16 protein-coding genes are annotated in these 19197 nt (G+C 68.3%); 5 read left to right on the top strand and 11 right to left on the bottom strand.

Features of this window, described 5'->3' with window-relative positions; translation table 11 throughout:
- Positions 1-38: 38 nt before the first annotated feature.
- Positions 39-842, bottom strand: a complete 804-nt coding sequence (proC, locus tag OG394_RS30780) for a pyrroline-5-carboxylate reductase (RefSeq protein ID WP_328990661.1) — start codon at positions 840-842, stop codon at positions 39-41.
- 107 nt (positions 843-949) lie between these two features.
- Between proC and OG394_RS30775 the strand changes: the two genes are divergently transcribed.
- Entirely contained in the window at positions 950-1420 is a 471-nt protein-coding gene (locus OG394_RS30775; protein ID WP_328990660.1) for a hypothetical protein, read from the top strand.
- Between the two features lie 11 nt (positions 1421-1431).
- Here the strand turns inward: OG394_RS30775 and OG394_RS30770 are convergent, their stop codons facing one another.
- The 9 genes from OG394_RS30770 to OG394_RS30730 all read right to left on the bottom strand — a co-directional run bounded on the left by OG394_RS30770 (position 1432) and on the right by OG394_RS30730 (position 13008).
- Positions 1432-4041, bottom strand: a complete 2610-nt coding sequence (locus tag OG394_RS30770; RefSeq protein WP_328990659.1) for a tetratricopeptide repeat protein — start codon at positions 4039-4041, stop codon at positions 1432-1434.
- Between the two features lie 155 nt (positions 4042-4196).
- Positions 4197-4649, bottom strand: coding sequence for a hypothetical protein (locus OG394_RS30765; RefSeq protein WP_328990658.1), 453 nt, complete (start codon positions 4647-4649; stop codon positions 4197-4199).
- Positions 4650-4845: 196 nt separating this feature from the next.
- On the bottom strand, positions 4846-7380 hold the full coding sequence (locus OG394_RS30760) for a tetratricopeptide repeat protein (RefSeq protein ID WP_328990657.1): 2535 nt from the start codon (positions 7378-7380) through the stop codon (positions 4846-4848).
- A 137-nt stretch (positions 7381-7517) separates the two neighbouring features.
- A complete protein-coding gene (locus tag OG394_RS30755; RefSeq protein ID WP_328990656.1) occupies positions 7518-8447 on the bottom strand; it encodes a proline dehydrogenase family protein in 930 nt (309 codons plus the stop codon).
- Between the two features lie 675 nt (positions 8448-9122).
- Positions 9123-9860: an ABC transporter permease gene (locus OG394_RS30750; RefSeq protein WP_328990655.1), complete on the bottom strand. Its 738-nt coding sequence runs from the start codon at positions 9858-9860 to the stop codon at positions 9123-9125.
- On the bottom strand, positions 9857-10579 hold the full coding sequence (locus OG394_RS30745; RefSeq protein WP_328990654.1) for an ABC transporter ATP-binding protein: 723 nt from the start codon (positions 10577-10579) through the stop codon (positions 9857-9859). Before OG394_RS30745 ends, OG394_RS30750 begins: the two co-directional genes overlap by 4 nt.
- A 48-nt stretch (positions 10580-10627) precedes the next feature.
- Positions 10628-11200, bottom strand: coding sequence for a TetR/AcrR family transcriptional regulator (locus OG394_RS30740; protein WP_328990653.1), 573 nt, complete (start codon positions 11198-11200; stop codon positions 10628-10630).
- Entirely contained in the window at positions 11200-12072 is an 873-nt protein-coding gene (locus tag OG394_RS30735) for a sugar phosphate isomerase/epimerase family protein (protein ID WP_328990652.1), read from the bottom strand. The genes OG394_RS30740 and OG394_RS30735 overlap by 1 nt, the downstream gene beginning before the upstream one ends.
- 12 nt (positions 12073-12084) lie before the next feature.
- Positions 12085-13008: a Ppx/GppA phosphatase family protein gene (locus OG394_RS30730; RefSeq protein ID WP_328990651.1), complete on the bottom strand. Its 924-nt coding sequence runs from the start codon at positions 13006-13008 to the stop codon at positions 12085-12087.
- 79 nt (positions 13009-13087) lie between these two features.
- Here OG394_RS30730 and OG394_RS30725 point away from each other — a divergent pair, with 79 nt between their 5' ends.
- The 4 genes from OG394_RS30725 to OG394_RS30710 all read left to right on the top strand — a co-directional run bounded on the left by OG394_RS30725 (position 13088) and on the right by OG394_RS30710 (position 17722).
- A complete protein-coding gene (locus OG394_RS30725; RefSeq protein ID WP_328990650.1) occupies positions 13088-13843 on the top strand; it encodes a hypothetical protein in 756 nt (251 codons plus the stop codon).
- A gap of 37 nt (positions 13844-13880) precedes the next feature.
- Positions 13881-14513, top strand: coding sequence for a VOC family protein (locus OG394_RS30720; protein WP_328990649.1), 633 nt, complete (start codon positions 13881-13883; stop codon positions 14511-14513).
- Between the two features lie 1242 nt (positions 14514-15755).
- Positions 15756-16535: a DeoR/GlpR family DNA-binding transcription regulator gene (locus tag OG394_RS30715; RefSeq protein WP_328990648.1), complete on the top strand. Its 780-nt coding sequence runs from the start codon at positions 15756-15758 to the stop codon at positions 16533-16535.
- Positions 16532-17722: an MFS transporter gene (locus OG394_RS30710; protein WP_328990647.1), complete on the top strand. Its 1191-nt coding sequence runs from the start codon at positions 16532-16534 to the stop codon at positions 17720-17722. Before OG394_RS30715 ends, OG394_RS30710 begins: the two co-directional genes overlap by 4 nt.
- Here the strand turns inward: OG394_RS30710 and OG394_RS30705 are convergent.
- Positions 17719-19098, bottom strand: a complete 1380-nt coding sequence (locus tag OG394_RS30705; RefSeq protein WP_328990646.1) for a WS/DGAT/MGAT family O-acyltransferase — start codon at positions 19096-19098, stop codon at positions 17719-17721. The genes OG394_RS30710 and OG394_RS30705 overlap by 4 nt on opposite strands.
- Between the last annotated feature and the right edge of the window lie 99 nt (positions 19099-19197).

The following is a 19197-nucleotide window of genomic DNA, read 5'->3' as shown; positions in this document are numbered from 1 at the left end:
GCTCGCGAACGCCACCCAGGCCGCTCGGGGAGGCGGAACTACTCGGCGGCGAGGGCGCGGGAGCGGTTGCGGGCGGCTTCGATGGCGGAGAGGAAGGCGGCGCGGACCTTGTGGTCCTCGAGTTCGCGGACGGCGGCGGCCGTCGTACCGCCCGGTGAGGTGACGCGCTCGCGGAGCACGGTCGGGTGTTCGCCCGTCTCGCGCAGCAGTTTGGCCGAACCGACAACGGTCTGGACGACCAACTCGGTCGCGGTGGAACGCGGCAGGCCCATGTGCACGCCCGCCTCGATCATCGCCTCGACCACAAAGAAGATGTACGCCGGACCCGAACCGGATACCGCGGTGACGGCGTCCTGCTGCTTCTCGGGCACCCGGACGACCTTGCCGGTCGCGGCGAGCAGCCCCTCGGCGAGCACGAGGTGGCTCTCATCGCAGTGCGCGCCTCGGGAGATCGCGGCCATGCCCTCGTCGACCAGGGCTGGCGTGTTCGGCATGACCCGGACGACGGCGACGCCCGCGGGCAGCCGCGACTCGATGAAGACGGTCGTGATACCCGCCGCCAGGGACACCACGGTCTGGTCCGGACGCACCATGGGCGCGATCTCGGCGAGCAGCTCGGGCATGTCCTGCGGCTTGACCACCAGCACCAGGGTCTCGGCCTTCGCGGCAGCCTCGGAGTTCGTCACCACGTCCACGCCGTACCGCTCGCGCAGCTCGGCGGCGCGTTCCTCCCGGCGCTCGGTGATCAGCAGCTCCCCCGGTTGCCGCCCAGCCCGCAGCAGCCCGGAGAGCAGCGTCTCCCCCATCACACCGGCACCGAGAATTGCAACCTGACCTGTCATACCGAACAGAGTAGTGGTCGAGTTTGATCGAGAAGTGGGTCAGGTCAGGGGGTGGACCGCGAGGGTTTGGGGTGTCAGACAGTCCCCGCCCTGGAAGGACCTCCTGTATGAGCAAGATTCTTGGCACCACTCGGCGCGTGTTCACCATGGTCGCCGCCACCGCGGTGCTCACGATCAGCGGTGCCGGCCTGGCAGCGGCCGCGCCGGTCGTCGACGAAGCCCCCAAGGCGACGGCGACCAGCACGGGCAAGTTCGTCACGGCCGCCGCTCCGACGGGCTGTAACCCGGTCATGACCTCCGCGTTCGCGCAGACCTGTTTCGTGCCGAACAGCGACGACCAGTGGATCCGCGACCTGGATGCCAACGGCTGGCAGGCCTGGGTCCACGTGCAGACGAACTACGGCAAGAACCGGTACTGCGGCTCGCTTCCGGCCGCCGACGGCTGGGGCGTCTGCAAGTACGACCACGACGAGACCAAGTGCGTCCGCTTCCGTCTGTACGAGGAGAAGGACGGCGTGGAGCGCAACTTCACCGGCTGGTCGCTGTACCACAAGGTGTCGGACGGCACCCTCTGCTGATCGAGCCGAACTCAGGGTGCGGCCGTCGGGAGTGATTCCCGGCGGCCACTTCCGTCGTTCAGCTCGGCGCCTTTTAGCTCGGCCGTCGTCTCCACAGCGTCCAGCGCCTTACGTGCGTCAACCGCCTCCGGCGCGTCCAGCGCCTCGAACAGGTCAAACGCCCGCTGCCAGCACTGCGCCGCGACCTCAAACGCACACTCCTGAGCCCGTACGGCGCCAAGACCCGCGTGCGCCCGGGCCAACTCGAACCGGTCGTCCAGCGCCTTCGCCTCATCCAGCGCGAGCTCGAACTGCTCCAACGCCAGATCCGGTCGGCCCGCCTGCCGCAGGGCCTTGCCGAGATCGTTGCGGACCTCGATCGTGAGCGGCCGATTGCCGATCCCGTCGCACAGCTCGAGCGCCTCGCGATGACAACGCACGGCCCAACCGACCCGTCCATCCGCCAGGTACAACCGGCCCAACCCGTTCAGCGCGTCGCTCTGCCCACCGGGATAGCCGAGCTGCCGGGACAACGCGAGCGATGCCTCGTAGTGGGTCCGGGCATCCGCCCGCCGCCCGAGCAGCTCGTACGCCGCGCCGGCATTGGCGAGCGCGTACGCCTCCTCGAAAGTCCCGTTATCGCCGAGACCGCGAGTGATCTCGAGGCTGCGCAGGAAATACTCGAGCGCCTCGGAATACCGGCCCAGTCGAAGCGAACTCCACCCCAGCCCGGCAAGCGTCGTACTCTGCCGAGGTTTGTTGTCGATAGCAACGAAAATCGACAGCGCGCCCAGGTGATGCTCGATCGCGTCGCGATACCGGCCGAGCCGGTAGTGGCCGAGGGCAACGTTCGACAGGCCGCTGCCGACGCCCTTCTGATTCCCGACCCCGCGAGCCAGATCGAGCGCGCGCTCGTACGCGTCCCGACCGTTTGCGTAGCAGCCCAATCGCCAATAAACACAGCCCAATACGTTGTACGCGCGGCTGCGAGTGTCGTCGTCGATCGCGCAGCGCACCGCCTCGCGATGCAATGTCTCCGCCTCGCAGAAGAACCCGGCGGTGTCGAGGTAGTAGTGCAGCATCATCGACATATCGGTCACGTACCCCGGCCGGCCGTGGTCGGCGGCAGCCAAAGCCGTCGCGACGAGGTTGGGCCGTTCGCGATCAAGCCAGGCACGAGCCGTCGCGGGATCCGTTGCTGCGGGCAACTTTTCGGCCATCCCAACGGCGTCACCCCAACGCAACCAGTCATGCGGCGCGTAGCTGGTGGCCGCCGATGCGACCGCCGATCGGTAGTACCCGAAGAGACCGTCGAGCGCGGTACGACGTACGGCCGGAGCCTCTTCGTCCTGCGCCCGGTCCGACGCCAGGACGCGAATCAGGTCGTGCAGGTCGTACCGCCCCTGCCCGCGATCCTGAACCAGGCTTGCGCGCACGAGCTCCGACAACAGCCGCGCGGCCTCGTCCGGCTCGACCCCCGCAAGCGCAGCCGCCGCCCGCTGGTCGAAGTCGCGGCCGGGATGCACTGACAGCAATCGCAGCAACCGCCTACTATCCGGCCCCATCGCCTCGTACGACGAGGAGAGCGCGAGCGCCACACCGTCGTCGAGGCGCAACCGGGCCCGGTGCTCGACCAGCCGCTCGAGGTGATCCCGAAGCGACCAGCCGGGTGTTGCCTTGATCCGGCTGGCCAGTACGGCGAGGGCGAGTGGCAGGTGGCCCGCCAGTTCAGCGATACGGCGCGCTGTTCCGGGATCCGCGTCGACCACGGCCCGGCCCGCCGTACGCGCGAGCAATGCCAGCGACTCGGCCAGGCTGAACACGCCGAGCCGCAACCGCCGGGCCTCGGGCAAACCGGCGAGGTGGCGACGACTGGTCACGACCGTGAAGCAGTCCGGACCAGAGGAGAGCAAAGGCTCGACCTGCTCCTCGGAGGCGGCGTTGTCGAGCAGGATCAGCGCCTGCTTGCCCGCGATCAACCGGCGGAACAGGGCCGAGCGGCCGCAGACGTCGAGGCCGTGGATGCGACTGCCGGACACGCCGAGGCGGCGGAGGAATCCGTCGAGGACTGCGCCTGGATCGGCGGGCAGACGGTCCGGGTCATGGCCGCGCAGGTTCACGGCGAACTGGATCTCGCCGCCATGTCCGCGCTCGATCAGCCGGTGAGCGAGGTGTGCGGCCAGAGTGGTCTTGCCGACGCCGGGCATTCCTTCCACCAGCAGCAGGCCTCGCGCCGTACTGCTGTCGAGGGCGGCCGTCAGCTCGGCGGCACGGCCGGTGAACGCGCCCGGGTCGTCCGGCAGGGCCTCGACGCTGACCACGGAGGCGTCGGCCGCGAGCCCGCTCACCACCTGATGCGCCTGCCGCCACTCGGCCACCCGGGCCTCGTCGTCGAGCAGCACGCGGGCGATATCGACGACCAGTTCCACGTCAAGCCGGCAACGGCCGGGGCTCAGACAGCGGTAAACCGTGTTGTACGCCGGGATCTCGGCAACGTTCCGCTCTTGCCGGGATCGAACCACTCGGCGATGGATCTCCCGGTAGGACACTCCCGACCAGGCCTGCAGGGCGCGAAGGCGTGCGCTCAGTTCGTCGACCGTCCGGGCGCCAATCGGGCCCGGAGCCCCCTCAGTTGCCAGCATCACTCGGACCTCCCCAGTTCCGAGGGGAGTCTAACTGTTTGTCACAGTCCGATTACAAGATCGGAGTGTCGCTGAGACGGTTACCCAGGGCAGCCGGCCGGCTCGTGGGGGCGAGGCCGGCCGGGCTGCCACTGTGGGGGCAGTGGATCGCGGTATTACGTGTGCGGGTTGTCGCGGAACTCCGTCTCGCACTTGAGGCTGCTGCCGAGGTCGACGCAGACCTGGATACCCGCGCGCATGATGTCGCCGCTGGTGTTCAGCTCCTTGCCGTCGTACGGGCCCCACGCGTCGCTCTCGCAGGTGCCGTCGTCCTCGTGCCACGAGCCATTGGCGTACGCGCCGCTGCGGAGCTGCGCGCGGGCCCGCGCGATCACGCGGTAGCCGTCACCCGGGCAGGTGTCGTTGATGACCCAGTTGTTGTACGTGACCGAGCGGTCGGCGGTGAAGTTGAGGTCCGCGTACGACGAGCCGCCTGAGTCACCACCCGACGGGAACGTGGCGACATGCACGTAGATGTGGCCGTCCTCGGCCATCGCGGGCGTGATACCGAGCGTCAGCAGGGCGGCCGAAGTAGCCGCGATACCAAGTGTCCTAAGAGGCATGCGCATTTCCGAACTCCTTCTCACTGGGCAGTGCCCAGAACCTGGCACTACGCCACCCCCGCTGTCCCACTTCCCGATCGAATCCGGTCAACCCCTTCTTTTCGTTCATTCGTCGGAATTCGCCCTCTCAGCTAGGCGGACCTGTGCAGCGCCGCGGCGGGAAGAGGGCGGATTCCGACGAATGAACGAAAAGAAGACAACGTCAGGCGGAGAGGGCGGCGAGGTGGGTGGCGACGGTGTCGGCTTCGGGGGTTTGGAGGCGGTCGAAGAGGACCAGGGCGAGGCGGAGTTCGGCTTGGGCGGCGCGGTCGTTGCCGAGGCGGACGAGGGCGCGGGCGGAGCCGAGGTGGCTGCGGGCCCGTTCGTACGGATCGCCGAGTTCTTCCGCGATGGCGAGGGCCGCGCGGTGCTGGTCGTACCCGGCGGCGGGTGATCCGGCCAGGTTGTGCAGGGTGCCGGACTCGTTCAGGGCGAGGGCCTCGGCGTCGCGGTTGGCGACTTCGCGGGCGATCAGCAGGGCCAGGTCGAGCCGGGCGCGGGCGGGTTCGATCGCGCCGAGTGCGCCGAGGGCCCGGCCGCTGGTGATCAGGGCATAACCCTCGCCGGTACGGTTGCCGACCTCGCGGGCGATGGCGATCGCCTCTTCGGCATCCGCGCGGGCCTGGTCGAGGCGGCCGAGGCTGAGGTTGACCAGGGCCCTGCTGTTCAGGGTCCGGCCTTCGGTCACCCGGTCGCCGGTCTCGCGCAGCATGGACAGACACTCCTGCGCCCGGTCGTACGCCTCGTCGTACCGGCCGAGCCGTTCGGCCAGATGGACCACGTTGTGCAACGCGTGGGCGGTCGCGAGCCGGGATCCGATCATGGTCGAGATCTCGATGGCCTGGAAGTAGTTCGCGAGGGATTCGGCGTAGGCGCCGACCCGTTCGAGCACCAGGCCGAGGTTGATCAGGGCCCGGATCCGCTCGCGGTGGTCTCCGCTGGCGGTCGCGATCGTGAGCGCCTCGGCGTACACCTCACGGGCTTCACCGAACTTGCCGAGCCGCCAGTAGACGACGCCGAGGCTGCTCAGCGTTTTGCCCCGCGAGGCGCGCGGAGCGACCCGGGCCGCGTGCGCGTGCAGGACCTCGCCGTCGGCGTAATGCCCGGCGTCGTCGAGATAGCGATAGAGGATCCACGACAGGTCGACGGCATGCCCAGGCAGATCCTGCTCGGCGGCCCGCAAACCACACGCGACCAGGTTGACCCGCTCAGCCTCCAGCCACGCCAAGGCCGCGTCCCGATCGGCCGGCGCCACCAGCGGTACGACGGACGGCATCACCCGCGGCCGCCAGTCCGTCTCATGTGGCGCGTAGACCGCCATCGCGACGGCGGCCATCGCCCGGTAATGGTCCACCAGCCGGGTGAACGCCGCCCTGCGCACACTCGCCGGATCCTCGTCGCTCCCGCATTTCGCGGCATAGACCCGGACCAGGTCGTGCATCTCGAACCGGCCGGGCGAACGCTGTTGCAACAGACTTCCGGCGAGCAAATCGCCAAGCAGGGTTGACGTTTCGGCCTCTTCGGCAGCCGCGAGTACGGCGGCGGCCGAGGTGTCGAAGTCGGCGCCCGGGTGCAACGCGAGCATCCGGAGCAGCGTGCGATGCGCCGGCGACAGGCTCGCGTACGACTGGGCGAGCGCAATCTCGACGGCGTCGTCCATGCGCAACGTCCGGCCCCGCTCGACCAAGCGCTCGAGGTGATCGGTGAGGCTCCAGTCCGGGCTGGCCTCGATCCGGCCGGCGACCAGCGCGAGTGCGAGTGGCAACTGGCCGACCTGTACGGCGATGCGCTCGGCCGTGTCCGGATCTGCTTGGAGGCGTGCGGGTTTGACCGACTTGCTCAGCAGCTCGGCGGATTCGGCCGGGGTGAACGGGCCGAGTTGCAGCCGTTCGGCGCCTGGTAGGTCGAGGCGTCGGCGGCTCGTGATCAGCACCACGCTGCCGGGTACGCCGGGGAGCAGGGGTTTGACCTGCTCGGCAGAGGCGGCGTTGTCGAGTAGGAGGACGGACCGCTTTCCCTTGAGGAGCTCGCCCAGTTTCGCCGTACGGGCGGTGTGGTCGACGCCCGGCAAGCGGTTGACCCGAACGCCGAGCAGACGGACGAAGGCGTCCAGTACGGCGCCGGGTTCGGCGGGCTCGCGCGGGTCGTAGCCCCTTAGGTTGACCGCGAGGACTTGGTCCACACCGGGCAGGAGATGGGCCGCGTGCACGATCAGCCGGGTCTTGCCGACACCCGCCATCCCGTCGACCACGACGACCACGGGCTCCGCACGGCCGCCTTCGAAGACCGACCGCTTGAGCCTGTGCAGCACGTCGGCCCGGCCGGTGAAGACGTCGAGGTCATCGGGGAGGCGGTCGGTCACGTTCACCACGGCCGCGTCGGAGGCGGCGCCGGTGACGAGTTGGTAGGCCTGCCGCCAAGCGAGTACGGCCTGCTCGTCGGGCTCATCGGCCAGCAGCGCCCGTACGACGTCGACGACCAGCTCGACGTCCAGGCGGCTTCGCCCCGGCTGAAGGCATCGGTAGACCGTGTCGTACGCCGGGATCTCCGCGACCCCACGCGCCGTACGGGCCTTGACTATGCGGCGATGCAGCTCGCGGTAGGACACACCGGACCAGACCCGCAACTCGCGCAGGCGTGATCCGAACTCGGCCATGCCCTCAAGGGCTTCGGGCCGCGGCGGTACGGTTCCGGACATTCGCGTGCGCCTCCCGTGGTTCCCCCGAACCAGCTCGCCGGGCGAGGCTAACCGGTTCGGGCGCAGAACGCGACGGTTCGCTCACTGAACGAAGGCAAAAACCCCGCGAAGTCTTGGGGTTCTTCTTGGGGTGCGGGCTACTTCTTGCTGATCAGGGAGCGGAGGAAGAAGCGGAGGTTCGCGGGGCGCTCGGCGAGGCGGCGGACGAGGTAGCCGTACCAGTCCTCGCCGTACGGGATGTAGACGCGGACCTTGTTGCCCTCGGCGGAGAGACGGCGCTGCTCCTCCGGGCGAATGCCGTACAGCATCTGGTACTCGAAGGTGTCCTTCTGCCGGCCGGCCCGGTCCGCGAGCGAGCCGGCGATCCGGATCAGGCGCGGGTCGTGCGAGGCGACCATCGGGTAGCCGTCGCCGTTCATCAGGATCCGCAGGCAGCGCACGTACGACTTGTCGACCTCGGCCTTGGCCTGGAACGCGACCGACTCGGGCTCCTTGTAGGCACCCTTGCAGAGGCGGACCCGGGAACCGGCGTGAGCGAGATCACGGCAGTCGGCCTCGGTCCGGCGCAGGTAGGCCTGCAGCACCGCGCCCGTCTCGGGGAAGTCCTGTCGCAGCTCGCGCAGAATCTCCAGCGTCGAGTCGGTCGTGGTGTGGTCTTCCATGTCGAGCGTGACCGTGGTGCCGGCATTGCGGGCGGCGTGGCAGATCGTGCGCGCGTTCTCCAGCGCGATCTTCTCGCCGTCGCCGGGCAGCGCCTGGCCGACCGCGGACAGCTTCACCGAAACCTCGGCGTGCTGGGTCAGACCGGCCTCGGACAACTGGCTCAGCAGCTCGAGGTAGGCGTCGGTCGTCGCGGTGGCGTCGGCGAGATCCGTGACGTCCTCACCGAGGCGGTCGAGCGTGACGAACAGCCCGTCGCTGACCAGCTTCTCGGTCGAGAGCACGGCCTGATCGGTCTGCTCACCGGCGACAAAACGGGCCACGATGCCGGACGAGACCGGCATCGACGACACGGCCTTCTTGATCTGGGGGCTGCGGGAAACACCCAGCAGGACCTGGCGAAGCACGACGCGTTCCTCCTTCTCGGCACCCGGCCCCGTATGCCAGGGGTGTTAGCAGGTTACGTGGATGAAGCCCCGTCCGCTAAATCGGACCACTACCACTCGTGGTATACCCCCCGTAACCCTCCGCACACTCAAGGGAAAACCCGCGTTCCCCCACCTTTCCGTCCCGCGAGCCCTCCCCTCCTTCCCACGGTCGGACGCAAAATGCGGAGCGCCACCAGTGGACGTCCCAGCCACGGCCGGACGCCGCGTGCACACGCTCGAGTCGATCTGGGGATAACCCTCCCGCGAGGTGCCTCCTTGCGTCGCGCGTGTGCAAACACAACAAGGCACCTCGCGAGAGGGTTTTGCACAAATCGGCCCGGACGTGTGCGGGTCGGACCTAGGTGCCATGGGCTCGGCGTCCACAGGCGACCCGCATTCCGCGTCCGACCGTCGCAGCGGTTTCCACAGGCGACCCGCATTTCGCGTCCGACCGTGGCAGCAGTTGGCCCAGGTGGCGCATTCCGCGTCCGACCGTGGCAGCAGTTGGCCCAGGTGGCGCATTCCGCGTCCGACCGTGGTGGAGGTTCGCGCGGGTGGCGCGATTCGCGTCCGGTCGGGGGAGGTTGGGTGTGGATATCACTGCGACGGTCGGACTCGGAATGCGGACGGCACCTCGCGGGAGAGGCCGGGGGTTTAGGGGGTGCGGCGGCGGAGGGTGGCGGCGCCTAGGGATAGGGCGGCGAGGATGAAGGCGAGTACGACCAAGGCGTCGGTGCCGGCGCCGTAGCCGAAGCCTTGGCCGGTTGTGACTCCGCCGACGGCGTCTACCGCGTAGGAGAGCGGGAGTACGTCGGAGATGGCGTGGAGTACGCCGGGGAGGTGGTCGCGGGGTACGAGTAGGCCGCAGAGCAGGAGTTGCGGGATCATCACCGCCGGCATCATCTGCACCGCCTGGAACTCGGTCGACGCGAAGGCGCTCGCGAACAGGCCCAAAGCCGTACCGAGAACGCCGTCGAGGACCGCGACCACGCCGAGTTGCCAGGCGTCGCCACGGATGTCCAGATCCAAGGCGTACAAGGCGATCGAGACCACCACGGCCGCTTGCACGATGGCGATCAACGCGAAGGCCAGGGCATACCCGAGCAGGAAGTCGAGTTTGCCCATCGGCATCGTGAACAGCCTCGGCAAGGTACCGCCGGAGCGTTCGCGCAGCGTGGAAACCGACGTGACGATGAACATGATGATCGCCGGGAAGACCGCCAGCAACGGACCGCCGACCCGATCGAAGGTGGCCGGCGAATCGCTGTACATCCACCACATCAACGACACCAGCAGCGCCGGCATCACGACCAGCATCGCGACCGTGCGGTGGTCCCGGCGGAGTTGGGCAAGGACGCGGGCGGCGACGGCGAAGGTCACACGGGGGTTCATCGGGCACCTTCCTTCTGCTCGATCAAGGTGAGGAACGCGGTCTCGATATCGCTGGATTTCGCCTTCTCCAGAAGGGCTTCCGGCGTCTCATCGGCCAGCAGATCGCCATCGCGCATCAGCAGCAGCCGGTCACAACGCACGGCCTCGTCCATCACGTGACTCGACACCAGCAACGTCGAACCGGCGTCCGCGAGGCGATGGAACAACTCCCAAAGATCGCGCCGGAGCACCGGGTCGAGACCGACCGTGGGTTCGTCCAGCACGAGCAGTTCGGGATTACCCAGCAGGGCCGCGGCGAGCGACGCCCGGGACCGCTGGCCGCCGGAAAGCCTGTCCACCAGGTCATCCGCGTGATCGGTCAGGTCGACGGCCTCGATCACGCGCTCGACGTCATCGCCGCCGACACCGAGGACGGCCGCGAAGAACCGGAGATTCTCCGTCACGGTCAGATCGCCGTACACGCTGGGCTCTTGAGTGACGTAGCCGATTCGTCCACGTAGCTTGGGATTGCCCGCCGGCAGGCCGAGGACCTCGACCGTGCCGGTGACCTTCGCCTGCAGGCCGACGATGGCGCGGATCAGCGTGGTCTTACCGCAGCCGGACGGCCCGAGCAGACCCGTCACCGCCCCGGCCGCGAGACCGAAGTCGATCCCGTGCAGCACCTCCCGATCACCGCGCACCACTGTCACGTCGCGACCGATCACCGCGTTATTCACCATGTGATGAATTTAGACCCGAGTGCGCCCTTTGGCAACCTCAAAAAGGGGTCAGTCGGTGAGATAGGCCTGGAGGGTGGGGGCGACTCGGGCGATGAGCTCTTCCGTGCTGGCGGAGGCGATTGGTTCGAGCTCGAGCACGTAGCGGACCAGCACGAGGCCCATCATCTGACTCGCGACCAGGGCCACCCGCTGGGCCGCATCGGGCGTACCGAGTCGGGCCGCGACCGGGCCGAGGATCATCCGGGTGATGCCCTCGCGCAACATCTTCGCCACCTCGTCGCTGGTGACCGCCCCGCGCACCATCGCCTTCATCCGGGACTGCCCGTCGGCCGATTCCCACACCCCCAGGAAGGCGGTGAGGATACGAACGCCGAGGTCGTCGATCGGTCCCTGCACCAGGGTTGCGGCGACCACTCGCGGATCGACCGGAAGCTCCAGCGCGGCGATGAAGAGCTCTTCCTTGCCGTCGAAATAGTGGTGCACCAGGGCCGCGTCCACCCTGGCATCACGCGCCACGCCGCGGATCGACGTACGGTCGAATCCCTTGCTGGCAAAGGATTCCCGGGCCGCCGTGAGGATCTCCCCACGCGTGTCCGGACCACCGGGACGTCGGCCGGCCATCAGGTCTCGAGCTCCGACACCTCGCCGTCGGAGCTGACCGCGAACGAGGCGGTACGACGGCCATCGATCGCGACCGGCCCGCGGCTGAAGTGCTTGCGGGTGAACTCCAGCGACTCGATCAGATCGACCTCGCGCTCGGAGCGACTGGTCGACCGGCGGGTATTGATCTCGATCACGATATGCCCGCGGAAATCGCGATTGGCCAGCATGGCGAGCAGATCCCCGGCGCGCTGGGTGCCGCGGCCCGGGACCAGGTGCTCGTCCTTGGCCGAACCGGTGCCGTCGGTCAGGTGGATATGCGTGAGGGTGTCGCCCATCCGGTGCGCGAGCTCGACGCAGTCCTGCTCGGCGGTCGAGGAATGCGACAGGTCGAGGGTGGTGTGCGCATACGAGTGCTCGGTCGGATCCCAGCTCGGCGCATACGCTTGCAGGCCTTTGCCCGGCGCACGCCACGGGTACATGTTCTCGACCGCGAAAGCGACACCGGTATCAGCCTCGAGCCGGGCCACGCCCTCGACAAAACCCTTCGCGTACTCGCGCTGCCAGCGAAAAGGCGGATGTACGACGACTACGTCCGCGCCCAACTCGGTCGCGGCCTCGGCACTGCGCTCGAGTTTGCCCCACGGGTCCGTGCCCCAGACGCGCTGGGTGATCAGCAGACAGGGCGCGTGGATCGCCAGCACCGGCAGCTGGTGGTAGTCCACCAGCCGCTTGATCGCGTCGATCTGGGTACTCAACGGGTCGATACCGACCATCACCTCGACCCCGTCATACCCGAGCCGGGACGCCAGCTCGAAGCCGCTGGCGGTCGACTCGGGATAGACCGAGGCGGTGGACAGGCCGATCTTGGGCCCGCGATTTCTCGTGCTCACAACTCTTCTTTCTTACAGCTGGTCCAGGCGTGCGAGGATCACGCCTTCGCGCAGGGCCCAGGGACAGACCTCGAGCTCCGGTATGTCGAACAGATCCATCACCGCGTCAGCCACTAGCGCACCGGCGACGAGCTGATGGGACCGGCCGTGCGAGACCCCGGGCAGGTCGGCCCGCTCGTCCGGCGTCATCTCGACCAGCTTCGGCAGCCAGTCGCGGAGATCGGCGCGGGCCAGCGTGCGCGGCACATACGGCCCGTCGGCCGAGGGCGCGGCACCGCAGACCCGCGCGAGCGATCGGAACGTCTTACTGGTCGCGACCGAACGCTGCGGCCGCCCCGCACGCAGCACGTCACCCGCAACCGCCGCCATCTCGGCCCGGATCCGCTTGCGCAGTGCCCTGACCTCGTCCTTGCTCGGCTGGTCGGTACTGAACCCCTCACGAGTCAACCGGCCGGCGCCGAGCGGAACCGACACCGCCACGGTCGGGGACTCGTCTGACCCGGCGGCGATCTCGAGCGACCCACCGCCGATGTCGAACACGGCCAGCCGGCCCGACGACCAGCCGAACCAGCGTCGTACGGCGAGGAACGTCAGGCGCGCCTCGTCCCCGCCGGTGAGGACCACCAGCCGTACGCCGGTCTCGGCGCGGACCCGGTCCAGCACCTCCTCGCCGTTCGGCGCCTCGCGGATGGCCGAAGTGGCGAAGGCGTACACCGATTCGCAGCCCTTGTCCTCGGCGAGCTCGGCCGCCTCGGCGACGAACGACACCAGGCCGTCGGCGCCGGCGGGCTCGATCATGCCCCGGGCATCGAGGTGCTCGGCGAGCCTCAATTCGATCTTGTGGGAGTACGCCGGCAAGGGCGCGGCACCACGATGTGCGTCCACCACGAGCAGGTGGACGGTGTTGGAACCCACGTCGAGTACGCCGAGCCGCATGCCCTCACGCTACTGGACCGGCCGAGCCGATGCTCCGCGCTGCACCCGCATCGGCGCCGAATGGACGTAGGCTTAACCGGTGCCTGAGGTTTCACTCGATTTCCCCCGCGCCTTTGCCGAGTTCACCGACCCCGCTGATGCCGACCAGGTCTTTCGTTGTGACCTGACCTGGCTGACGTCGCGCTGGAGCTGCATCTTCGGCGGTGGTTGTCAGGGCATCTACAAAGGCCGTCCGAACGACGGCTGCTGCACGCTGGGCGCCCACTTCTCCGACGATGACGACGAGAAGCGCGTCAAGACCTGGGTGAAGCTGCTCGGCAAGGAGGACTGGCAGTTCCGCAAGGAAGGCAAGACCAACGGCTGGGTCGAGACCGATGACGACGGCGACCGCAAGACCCGCGTCTTCGACGGCGCCTGCATCTTCCTCAACCGCCCGGGCTTCGAAGGCGGCGCCGGTTGCGCGCTGCACGGGCTCGCGCTGAAGAAGGGCGTGCACTTCGTCGAGACCAAGCCGGACGTGTGCTGGCAGCTGCCGATCCGCCGCACCTTCCGCGAGGTCGAGCGCCCGGACGGTTCGTCGTACACGGAGGTCGGGATCGGGGAGTACGACCGGCGCGGCTGGGGTCCGGGTGGCGCGGACCTCGACTGGTACTGCACCGGCAACACCGAGGCGCACGTCGGCGTCGAGGCCGTTTTCGAGTCCAGCCGGGTCGAGCTGCAGACGCTCATGGGCGACGCGGCGTACGCGATTCTCGAGGGCATCTGCCGCAACTACCTGGCCACTGGCCGGCCACTGCTGGAGCACCCGGCGACGACCGAGGTTATGACACCCTAATTCTGCGGGCGCCGACGCCGGGGACCACAATGGCGGCATGCGACTTGATCATCTCTCGTACGCCGCCGGACCCGACGGTGTCCATGCCACGGTCGAGCGCCTGTCCGCCTTGCTCGGCGCCGAGTTCGTCGACGGCGGTATCCACCCGCGATTCGGCACGGTCAACTTCGTGCTGCCGCTGGAGAACGACCGGTACATCGAGGTCGTCGACGTGCTCGACCACCCCGCCTCCGACAAGGCGCCGTTCGGCCACGCCGTGCGCGCCCGCAAGGAGATGGGCGGCGGCTGGCTCGGCTGGGTCGTCTGCGTCCGCGACATGGCCCGGATGGAGCAGCGCCTCGGCCGCGAGGCCGTACCGGGTAACCGGCATCGTCCGGATGGCGTGAACATCACCTGGCGGCAGATCGGCGTCAAGGGTCTGATGGCCGACCCGCAACTGCCGTTCTTCATCAAGTGGGACGACGAAGGCCAGCACCCGTCGATCGGCGGCAAGGACATCCGGCTGAACGCGCTCGAGATCGCCGGCGATCCGGCCCGCGTGACCGAGTGGATCGGACATCCGGCTGACCATCTGCTGGACGACCTGGACGTGGCGTGGGTCGGGCCGAACGGCCAGCCTGGGCTCGTGGCCGCCGTGTTCCAGACGCCTACGGGAATCGTTCGCCTCTGAGGTTTGCGCCAGGGTTGGTCCTGGGCTGGGTTGGTTCCTGGGCTGGGTTGGTTCCTGGGCTGGGTTGGTTCTGAGGTGTGCGGGTTGGTTCTTCGTACGGGATGTGTTGGCGGGCACCCGTCCCCCTGAGTCTTGCGAATTGTCTGGTGGACCCGGGCCGCGTCAAGGGCTTCATCACCTGCCGGTGACGCTAACGCGCCCTTGACCCGACCCGGCTCCACCAAGTACGGCGGGCTATTCAGGGGGACGGGTGAAGTCTGACCGTTTGCTACCCGCCTTCCCTTTCACGAATGGTCGCGCCTTCCCGTTCTGGAATGGCTGGCTGCTGCGGACGGCATTCGCCTGGCGAGTGATAGCCACGGTGAGCGGTAGCCATCGTGCGGGTGGTTACCACCTCGGATTCCGCGGTGGTAACCCACCTCGCCGATGGCCAGCCACTCCCACCGCCACCGCCATCGCCATCGTCATCGCCGCCGCCGTCGCCGTCACCCCGGCCTGCGCCCCGTGCCGACGCCCCTATTCCGAGGGTCGACCCTCGGAATGGGAGGTGGACTCGCCAAATTTCGAGGGTCGACCCCCCATTCCGGATGCCGACCCCCGGAATGGGGAGCAGCTCATCCCGATATCGGCGCGCGCCTGCCGGTGTCGTGCGACGCCTGCCGGTGGAGGGGTTAATCCCCGCGGTTATGGGTTAACCCCCGTGATCGGAGGGGTTAACCCGGAATCTCGGGGGTTAACGTCTGAGATTCCGGGTTCCGGGCCGGTTATTTAGTACGCGAACCCAGGAGTTCAGGGATAACCCACGATTTCGGGGCGTCGGGGACCGCCGGCGCAAAACGGGCGAGCATGTGGCGGCAAGTCGTGAGTTGTGGCGGCGAGGTGCCGAAAAATGGCCAGCCCGTACGTAAGAAGAAGGAACGCTTGCCAGCTGCGCACGGAATAGCGGACGCAATCGGTCAGACTTCAACCGTCCCCCTGGCTAGCCCGCCGTACTTGGTGGACCCGGGCCGGGTCAAGGGCGCGTTAGCGTCGGCGCTAGCCGATGAAACCCTTGACGCGGCCCGGGTCCACCAGACAATTCGCAAGACTCAGGGGGACGGGTGCCCACCAACCACCCACCCTTCGCCCAACCACCAGAATCCTTCCCCCAACCTCACCCCACGCCCAACCACCCCAACCCCAGGACGTTCATTCGAACAACAAACTTGTGAGACCGAGCAAGATCTTGTTAGGTTCTCCCGCGTGAAGAGTGCCGAACGCCAACGGATCATCGTCGAGCAAGTGCGCGCCGCCAGCCGGGTGAGCGTCACCGACCTGGCCGAGGCGATCGGCACCTCCGAGATGACGATTCGCCGCGACCTGGATCTGCTCGCGGCGGAAGGCATCGTCCGGCGCGTTCACGGCGGCGCCGTACCGGCATCACCGGCCGGCGTCGAGCCGCCGTTCGGCGCCCGCTCGACCGCCTCGACCGAGGCCAAGAAGGCGATCGCGGCCGCGACGGTGGACCTCATCCACGACGGCGAGACCATCGTGCTCGACAGCGGCACGACGGCGCTCGAGATCGCCCGGCTGCTCCGCGGCCGGCTGGTGACGGTCATGCCGCTCTCGTTCCACGCGGCCCAGGCGCTGATCGACGCCCCGAGGGCCCGGCTGATCCTGCCCGGTGGCGAGCCGCGCCGGGGTGAGCTGGCCATGGTCGGTCCGTTGACCCTCGCGTCGCTCAACGCGCTGCGGTTCGACGTCGCCGTACTCAGTCCGTGCGCCCTAAGCCTGACCGCCGGGATGACCGCGTTCGATCTGGAAGACGCCGAGGTCAAGCAGCAGGCCTTCGCCGTTTCGGATCGCTCGATCGTGATGGCCGATGGCGCGAAATGGGACCGTACGGCGCTCGCGTTCGTTTGCGCGGCGGACCGGCCCGACGTACTGATCACTGACGAGTCCGCGCCCGCCGAGCAGCGCGCGGCCCTCGCCGAGCGCGGCGTTCACGTCGTCACGACCTCTGAGGAAGGTAGTACCCGATGACGGCTGCACCGCCAGCTATCGCGACGACCGAACGGCCGGTGGCGGCGCGGGTCGCGACTTGGGTGTTCTTCGGCTTGAACGGGTTCGCCGTCGGCCTGTGGGTCGTGCACATCCCGAACGTCGAGCACGCAACCGGTATCACGCACAGCACGCTCGGGCTCTTGCTGCTGATCCTGGGTGGTGCCGCCTTCCTGGGGATGCAGGTGGCCGGGCCGCTCAACGACCGCTTTGGCCAACGCCGGTTGGTCCCGGCAGCTGGGGTGTTGATGGGGTTGTCGCTCTTCGGCCCGGGGCTCGCGGATTCGTGGTGGACGCTCGGCCTCGCGCTGGCGGTGTTCGGCTTCAGTAACGGCTCGCTCGATGTCGGGATGAACGCGCAGGCAGTCGTGGTCGAACGGGCCTATCCCCGGCCGATCATGGCCGCATTCCACGCGATGTGGTCGATCGGTGGAGCCATCGCGGCCGTGATCGGAGCCGCCGCGCTCCGGACCGGCGTACCGACAGCCGTCTCGCTCAGTCTGTGCGGGACGCTCAGCGTGGTGGTGTCGTTGATCGCCGCCCGCTACCTCATCGAGCCCGCCCATCCCGACGCGCTCCCCGAAGAGGATGAGCCCGCGCGGTCCGCTCCCCCGGCGCGACTGGTCTGGCTGCTCGGCGGGCTGGCCTTCGCGCTGATGCTGGCGGAAGGCGTCGCGAACGACTGGGCCGCCTTGCAGTTCAAGGACGTTCTCGGTACCTCGACCAGCACGGCCGCCTTCGCGTACGGGTCGTTCGCCGTCGCGATGACGATCGGCCGGTTCGCCACCGACCGCGTGGCGGCGCTGGTCGGCCCGGTCGCGATCATCCGGTACGGCGCGGCGCTCGCGGCTTTCGGTCTGACCATCGTGGTGGTCTCGCCGTACGTGCCACTCGCGTTGATCGGCTGGGCGCTGTTCGGGCTTGGCCTCGCGGGCGGCGTACCGCAGCTCTTCACCGCCGCGGGGAATCTCGATACGCGGGCGTCGGGCGCATTGATGGCGCGAGTCGTCGGTCTCGGGTATGTCGGGTTGCTCGCCGGCCCGGCGCTGATCGGTGGGCTGGCGCACTGGATGCCGTTGAACATCGCCTTCATCCTGCCGATCGTGCTCTGCGCCATCACCGTCTTCTTCGCTTCGGCCATTGCCCCACGTGTTGCCGAAGGCAACTAAAGCCGTTCGAGCTCGGTCAGCGAAGTTTCGAGATGTGTCAGCAGTCGTTGGAGATGCGGGACGCTCCGGCGGCAGCCGACCAGGCCGAAGTGCAACTGCTGGTCGTAGCTGGTCACGCTGATGTTGAGGGCTTGGCCATTCAGCACGATCGACGCCGGGTACAGCCCGCGGAGGCGAGCGCCGTTCCAGTAAAGGGTTTCGTCGACCGGACCGGGCACGTTCGAGATCACCAGGTTGTACGGCGGAGGAGTCCGTCCCGCCACTCCGGGCATGACCGCGCCGAGGCCCGCCGAACCCAGGCCGAAGGCGCCGATCATCAAGTTTTGAAGGGGTGTGAGCTGTGACAGCACACCCTTCGCGTACTTGGTCGACTCGCTGACGCGGCGCATCCGCCGTTCCGGGTCGGGCTCGTCGGTGGCCAGGTCACACCACAGGGTGGCCAGCGAGTTCCCGCCCTCCGACGTGTCGCCGGGACCACGTATCGAGACCGGCACCATCGCCGTCAACGCCTTATCCGGAAGGGCATTGAGGTCGAGCAGATAGTTGCGCAGGGCCCCTGCGCACATGGCGAGCATGACGTCGTTGAGGGTGGCGCCGGTGCTCGCACGTACGGCGGAGAGCCGCTCGATCGGCCGAGACTGTGCGGCGAATCGCCGGGCACCGGTGATCGGCCGGTTGAAGATCGTCTTCGGTGCCTGGAACGCGACGGCCGCATGTTCCGCTCGCAGTGTGTGCGCCAACCCGCGCAGGCCGGTCGGCGTTAGCCCGGCGAGATCGGTCAACGCCCGGCCGATACCGCCACCAGCCTTCGCGATGGCGTTGACCAGGCTTTCTGCTTGCGCCGCGTCGTTCTTACGGGAGGGCAACGCGTACGTGGCGGGCATGTGCCGGCGAGCAGGGTCATCGGTCAGCGTCGCCTGCATCCAGCGAAGGGCGCTGACGCCGTCGAGCATGGCGTGGTGGACCTTGCTGTAGACCGCGAACCGCCGTCCCTGCACGCCTTCGATCAGGTGCATCTCCCACAACGGCCGATGCCGATCGAGCAAGGTCCCATGCAACCGGGACGTCAGCTCGAACAACTCCCGCACCCGGCCGGGACGCGCCAGCGCCGACAGCCGGACGTGGTACTCCAGATCGATCTCGTCATCCTGCTGCCACGACCAATACCCGAGATTGCCCAGGCTGTGCCGCATCCGCCGCCCGAACATCGGATTCACCGCCAGCCCCGGATCCACCATCTCCCGATACAACCGCGCCAAGTGGTCCCGCCCCGCCCCCTCCGGCAGGTCGAACACCATCAACCCACCAACGTGCATCGGATGCTCCCGCGACTCCCCCACCAAAAACATCGCATCCAACGGCCCAACCACACTCATCCCACACCCCGTTCCTCGACCCACCCGACGCTACCGCGTGCGCACCCCCACGGATCGGCAGCGGTTCGAGGCGTGGCAAGCGGGAGGCGGCCGGCCAGG

Origin of the sequence: Kribbella sp. NBC_01245 (assembly GCF_036226525.1) — a bacterium.
Taxonomy (GTDB): domain Bacteria; phylum Actinomycetota; class Actinomycetes; order Propionibacteriales; family Kribbellaceae; genus Kribbella.
Note: the sequence above shows the minus strand (reverse complement) of the source record. Positions and strands in the feature narration are given on the sequence as shown.

Excerpts from the sequence above, each read along its gene's own strand:
- OG394_RS30770 (WP_328990659.1), bottom strand. The coding sequence starts at position 4,041 with ATGCTGGCAACTGAGGGGGCTCCGGGCCCGATTGGCGCCCGGACGGTC.
- OG394_RS30740 (WP_328990653.1), bottom strand. The coding sequence starts at position 11,200 with ATGGCCGGCCGACGTCCCGGTGGTCCGGACACGCGTGGGGAGATCCTC.
- OG394_RS30775 (WP_328990660.1), top strand. The coding sequence starts at position 950 with ATGAGCAAGATTCTTGGCACCACTCGGCGCGTGTTCACCATGGTCGCC.
- OG394_RS30710 (WP_328990647.1), top strand. The coding sequence starts at position 16,532 with ATGACGGCTGCACCGCCAGCTATCGCGACGACCGAACGGCCGGTGGCG.
- OG394_RS30730 (WP_328990651.1), bottom strand. The coding sequence starts at position 13,008 with ATGCGGCTCGGCGTACTCGACGTGGGTTCCAACACCGTCCACCTGCTC.
- OG394_RS30750 (WP_328990655.1), bottom strand. The coding sequence starts at position 9,860 with ATGAACCCCCGTGTGACCTTCGCCGTCGCCGCCCGCGTCCTTGCCCAA.
- OG394_RS30720 (WP_328990649.1), top strand. The coding sequence starts at position 13,881 with ATGCGACTTGATCATCTCTCGTACGCCGCCGGACCCGACGGTGTCCAT.
- proC (WP_328990661.1), bottom strand. The coding sequence starts at position 842 with ATGACAGGTCAGGTTGCAATTCTCGGTGCCGGTGTGATGGGGGAGACG.
- OG394_RS30705 (WP_328990646.1), bottom strand. The coding sequence starts at position 19,098 with ATGAGTGTGGTTGGGCCGTTGGATGCGATGTTTTTGGTGGGGGAGTCG.
- OG394_RS30760 (WP_328990657.1), bottom strand. The coding sequence starts at position 7,380 with ATGTCCGGAACCGTACCGCCGCGGCCCGAAGCCCTTGAGGGCATGGCC.
- OG394_RS30745 (WP_328990654.1), bottom strand. The coding sequence starts at position 10,579 with ATGGTGAATAACGCGGTGATCGGTCGCGACGTGACAGTGGTGCGCGGT.
- OG394_RS30765 (WP_328990658.1), bottom strand. The coding sequence starts at position 4,649 with ATGCGCATGCCTCTTAGGACACTTGGTATCGCGGCTACTTCGGCCGCC.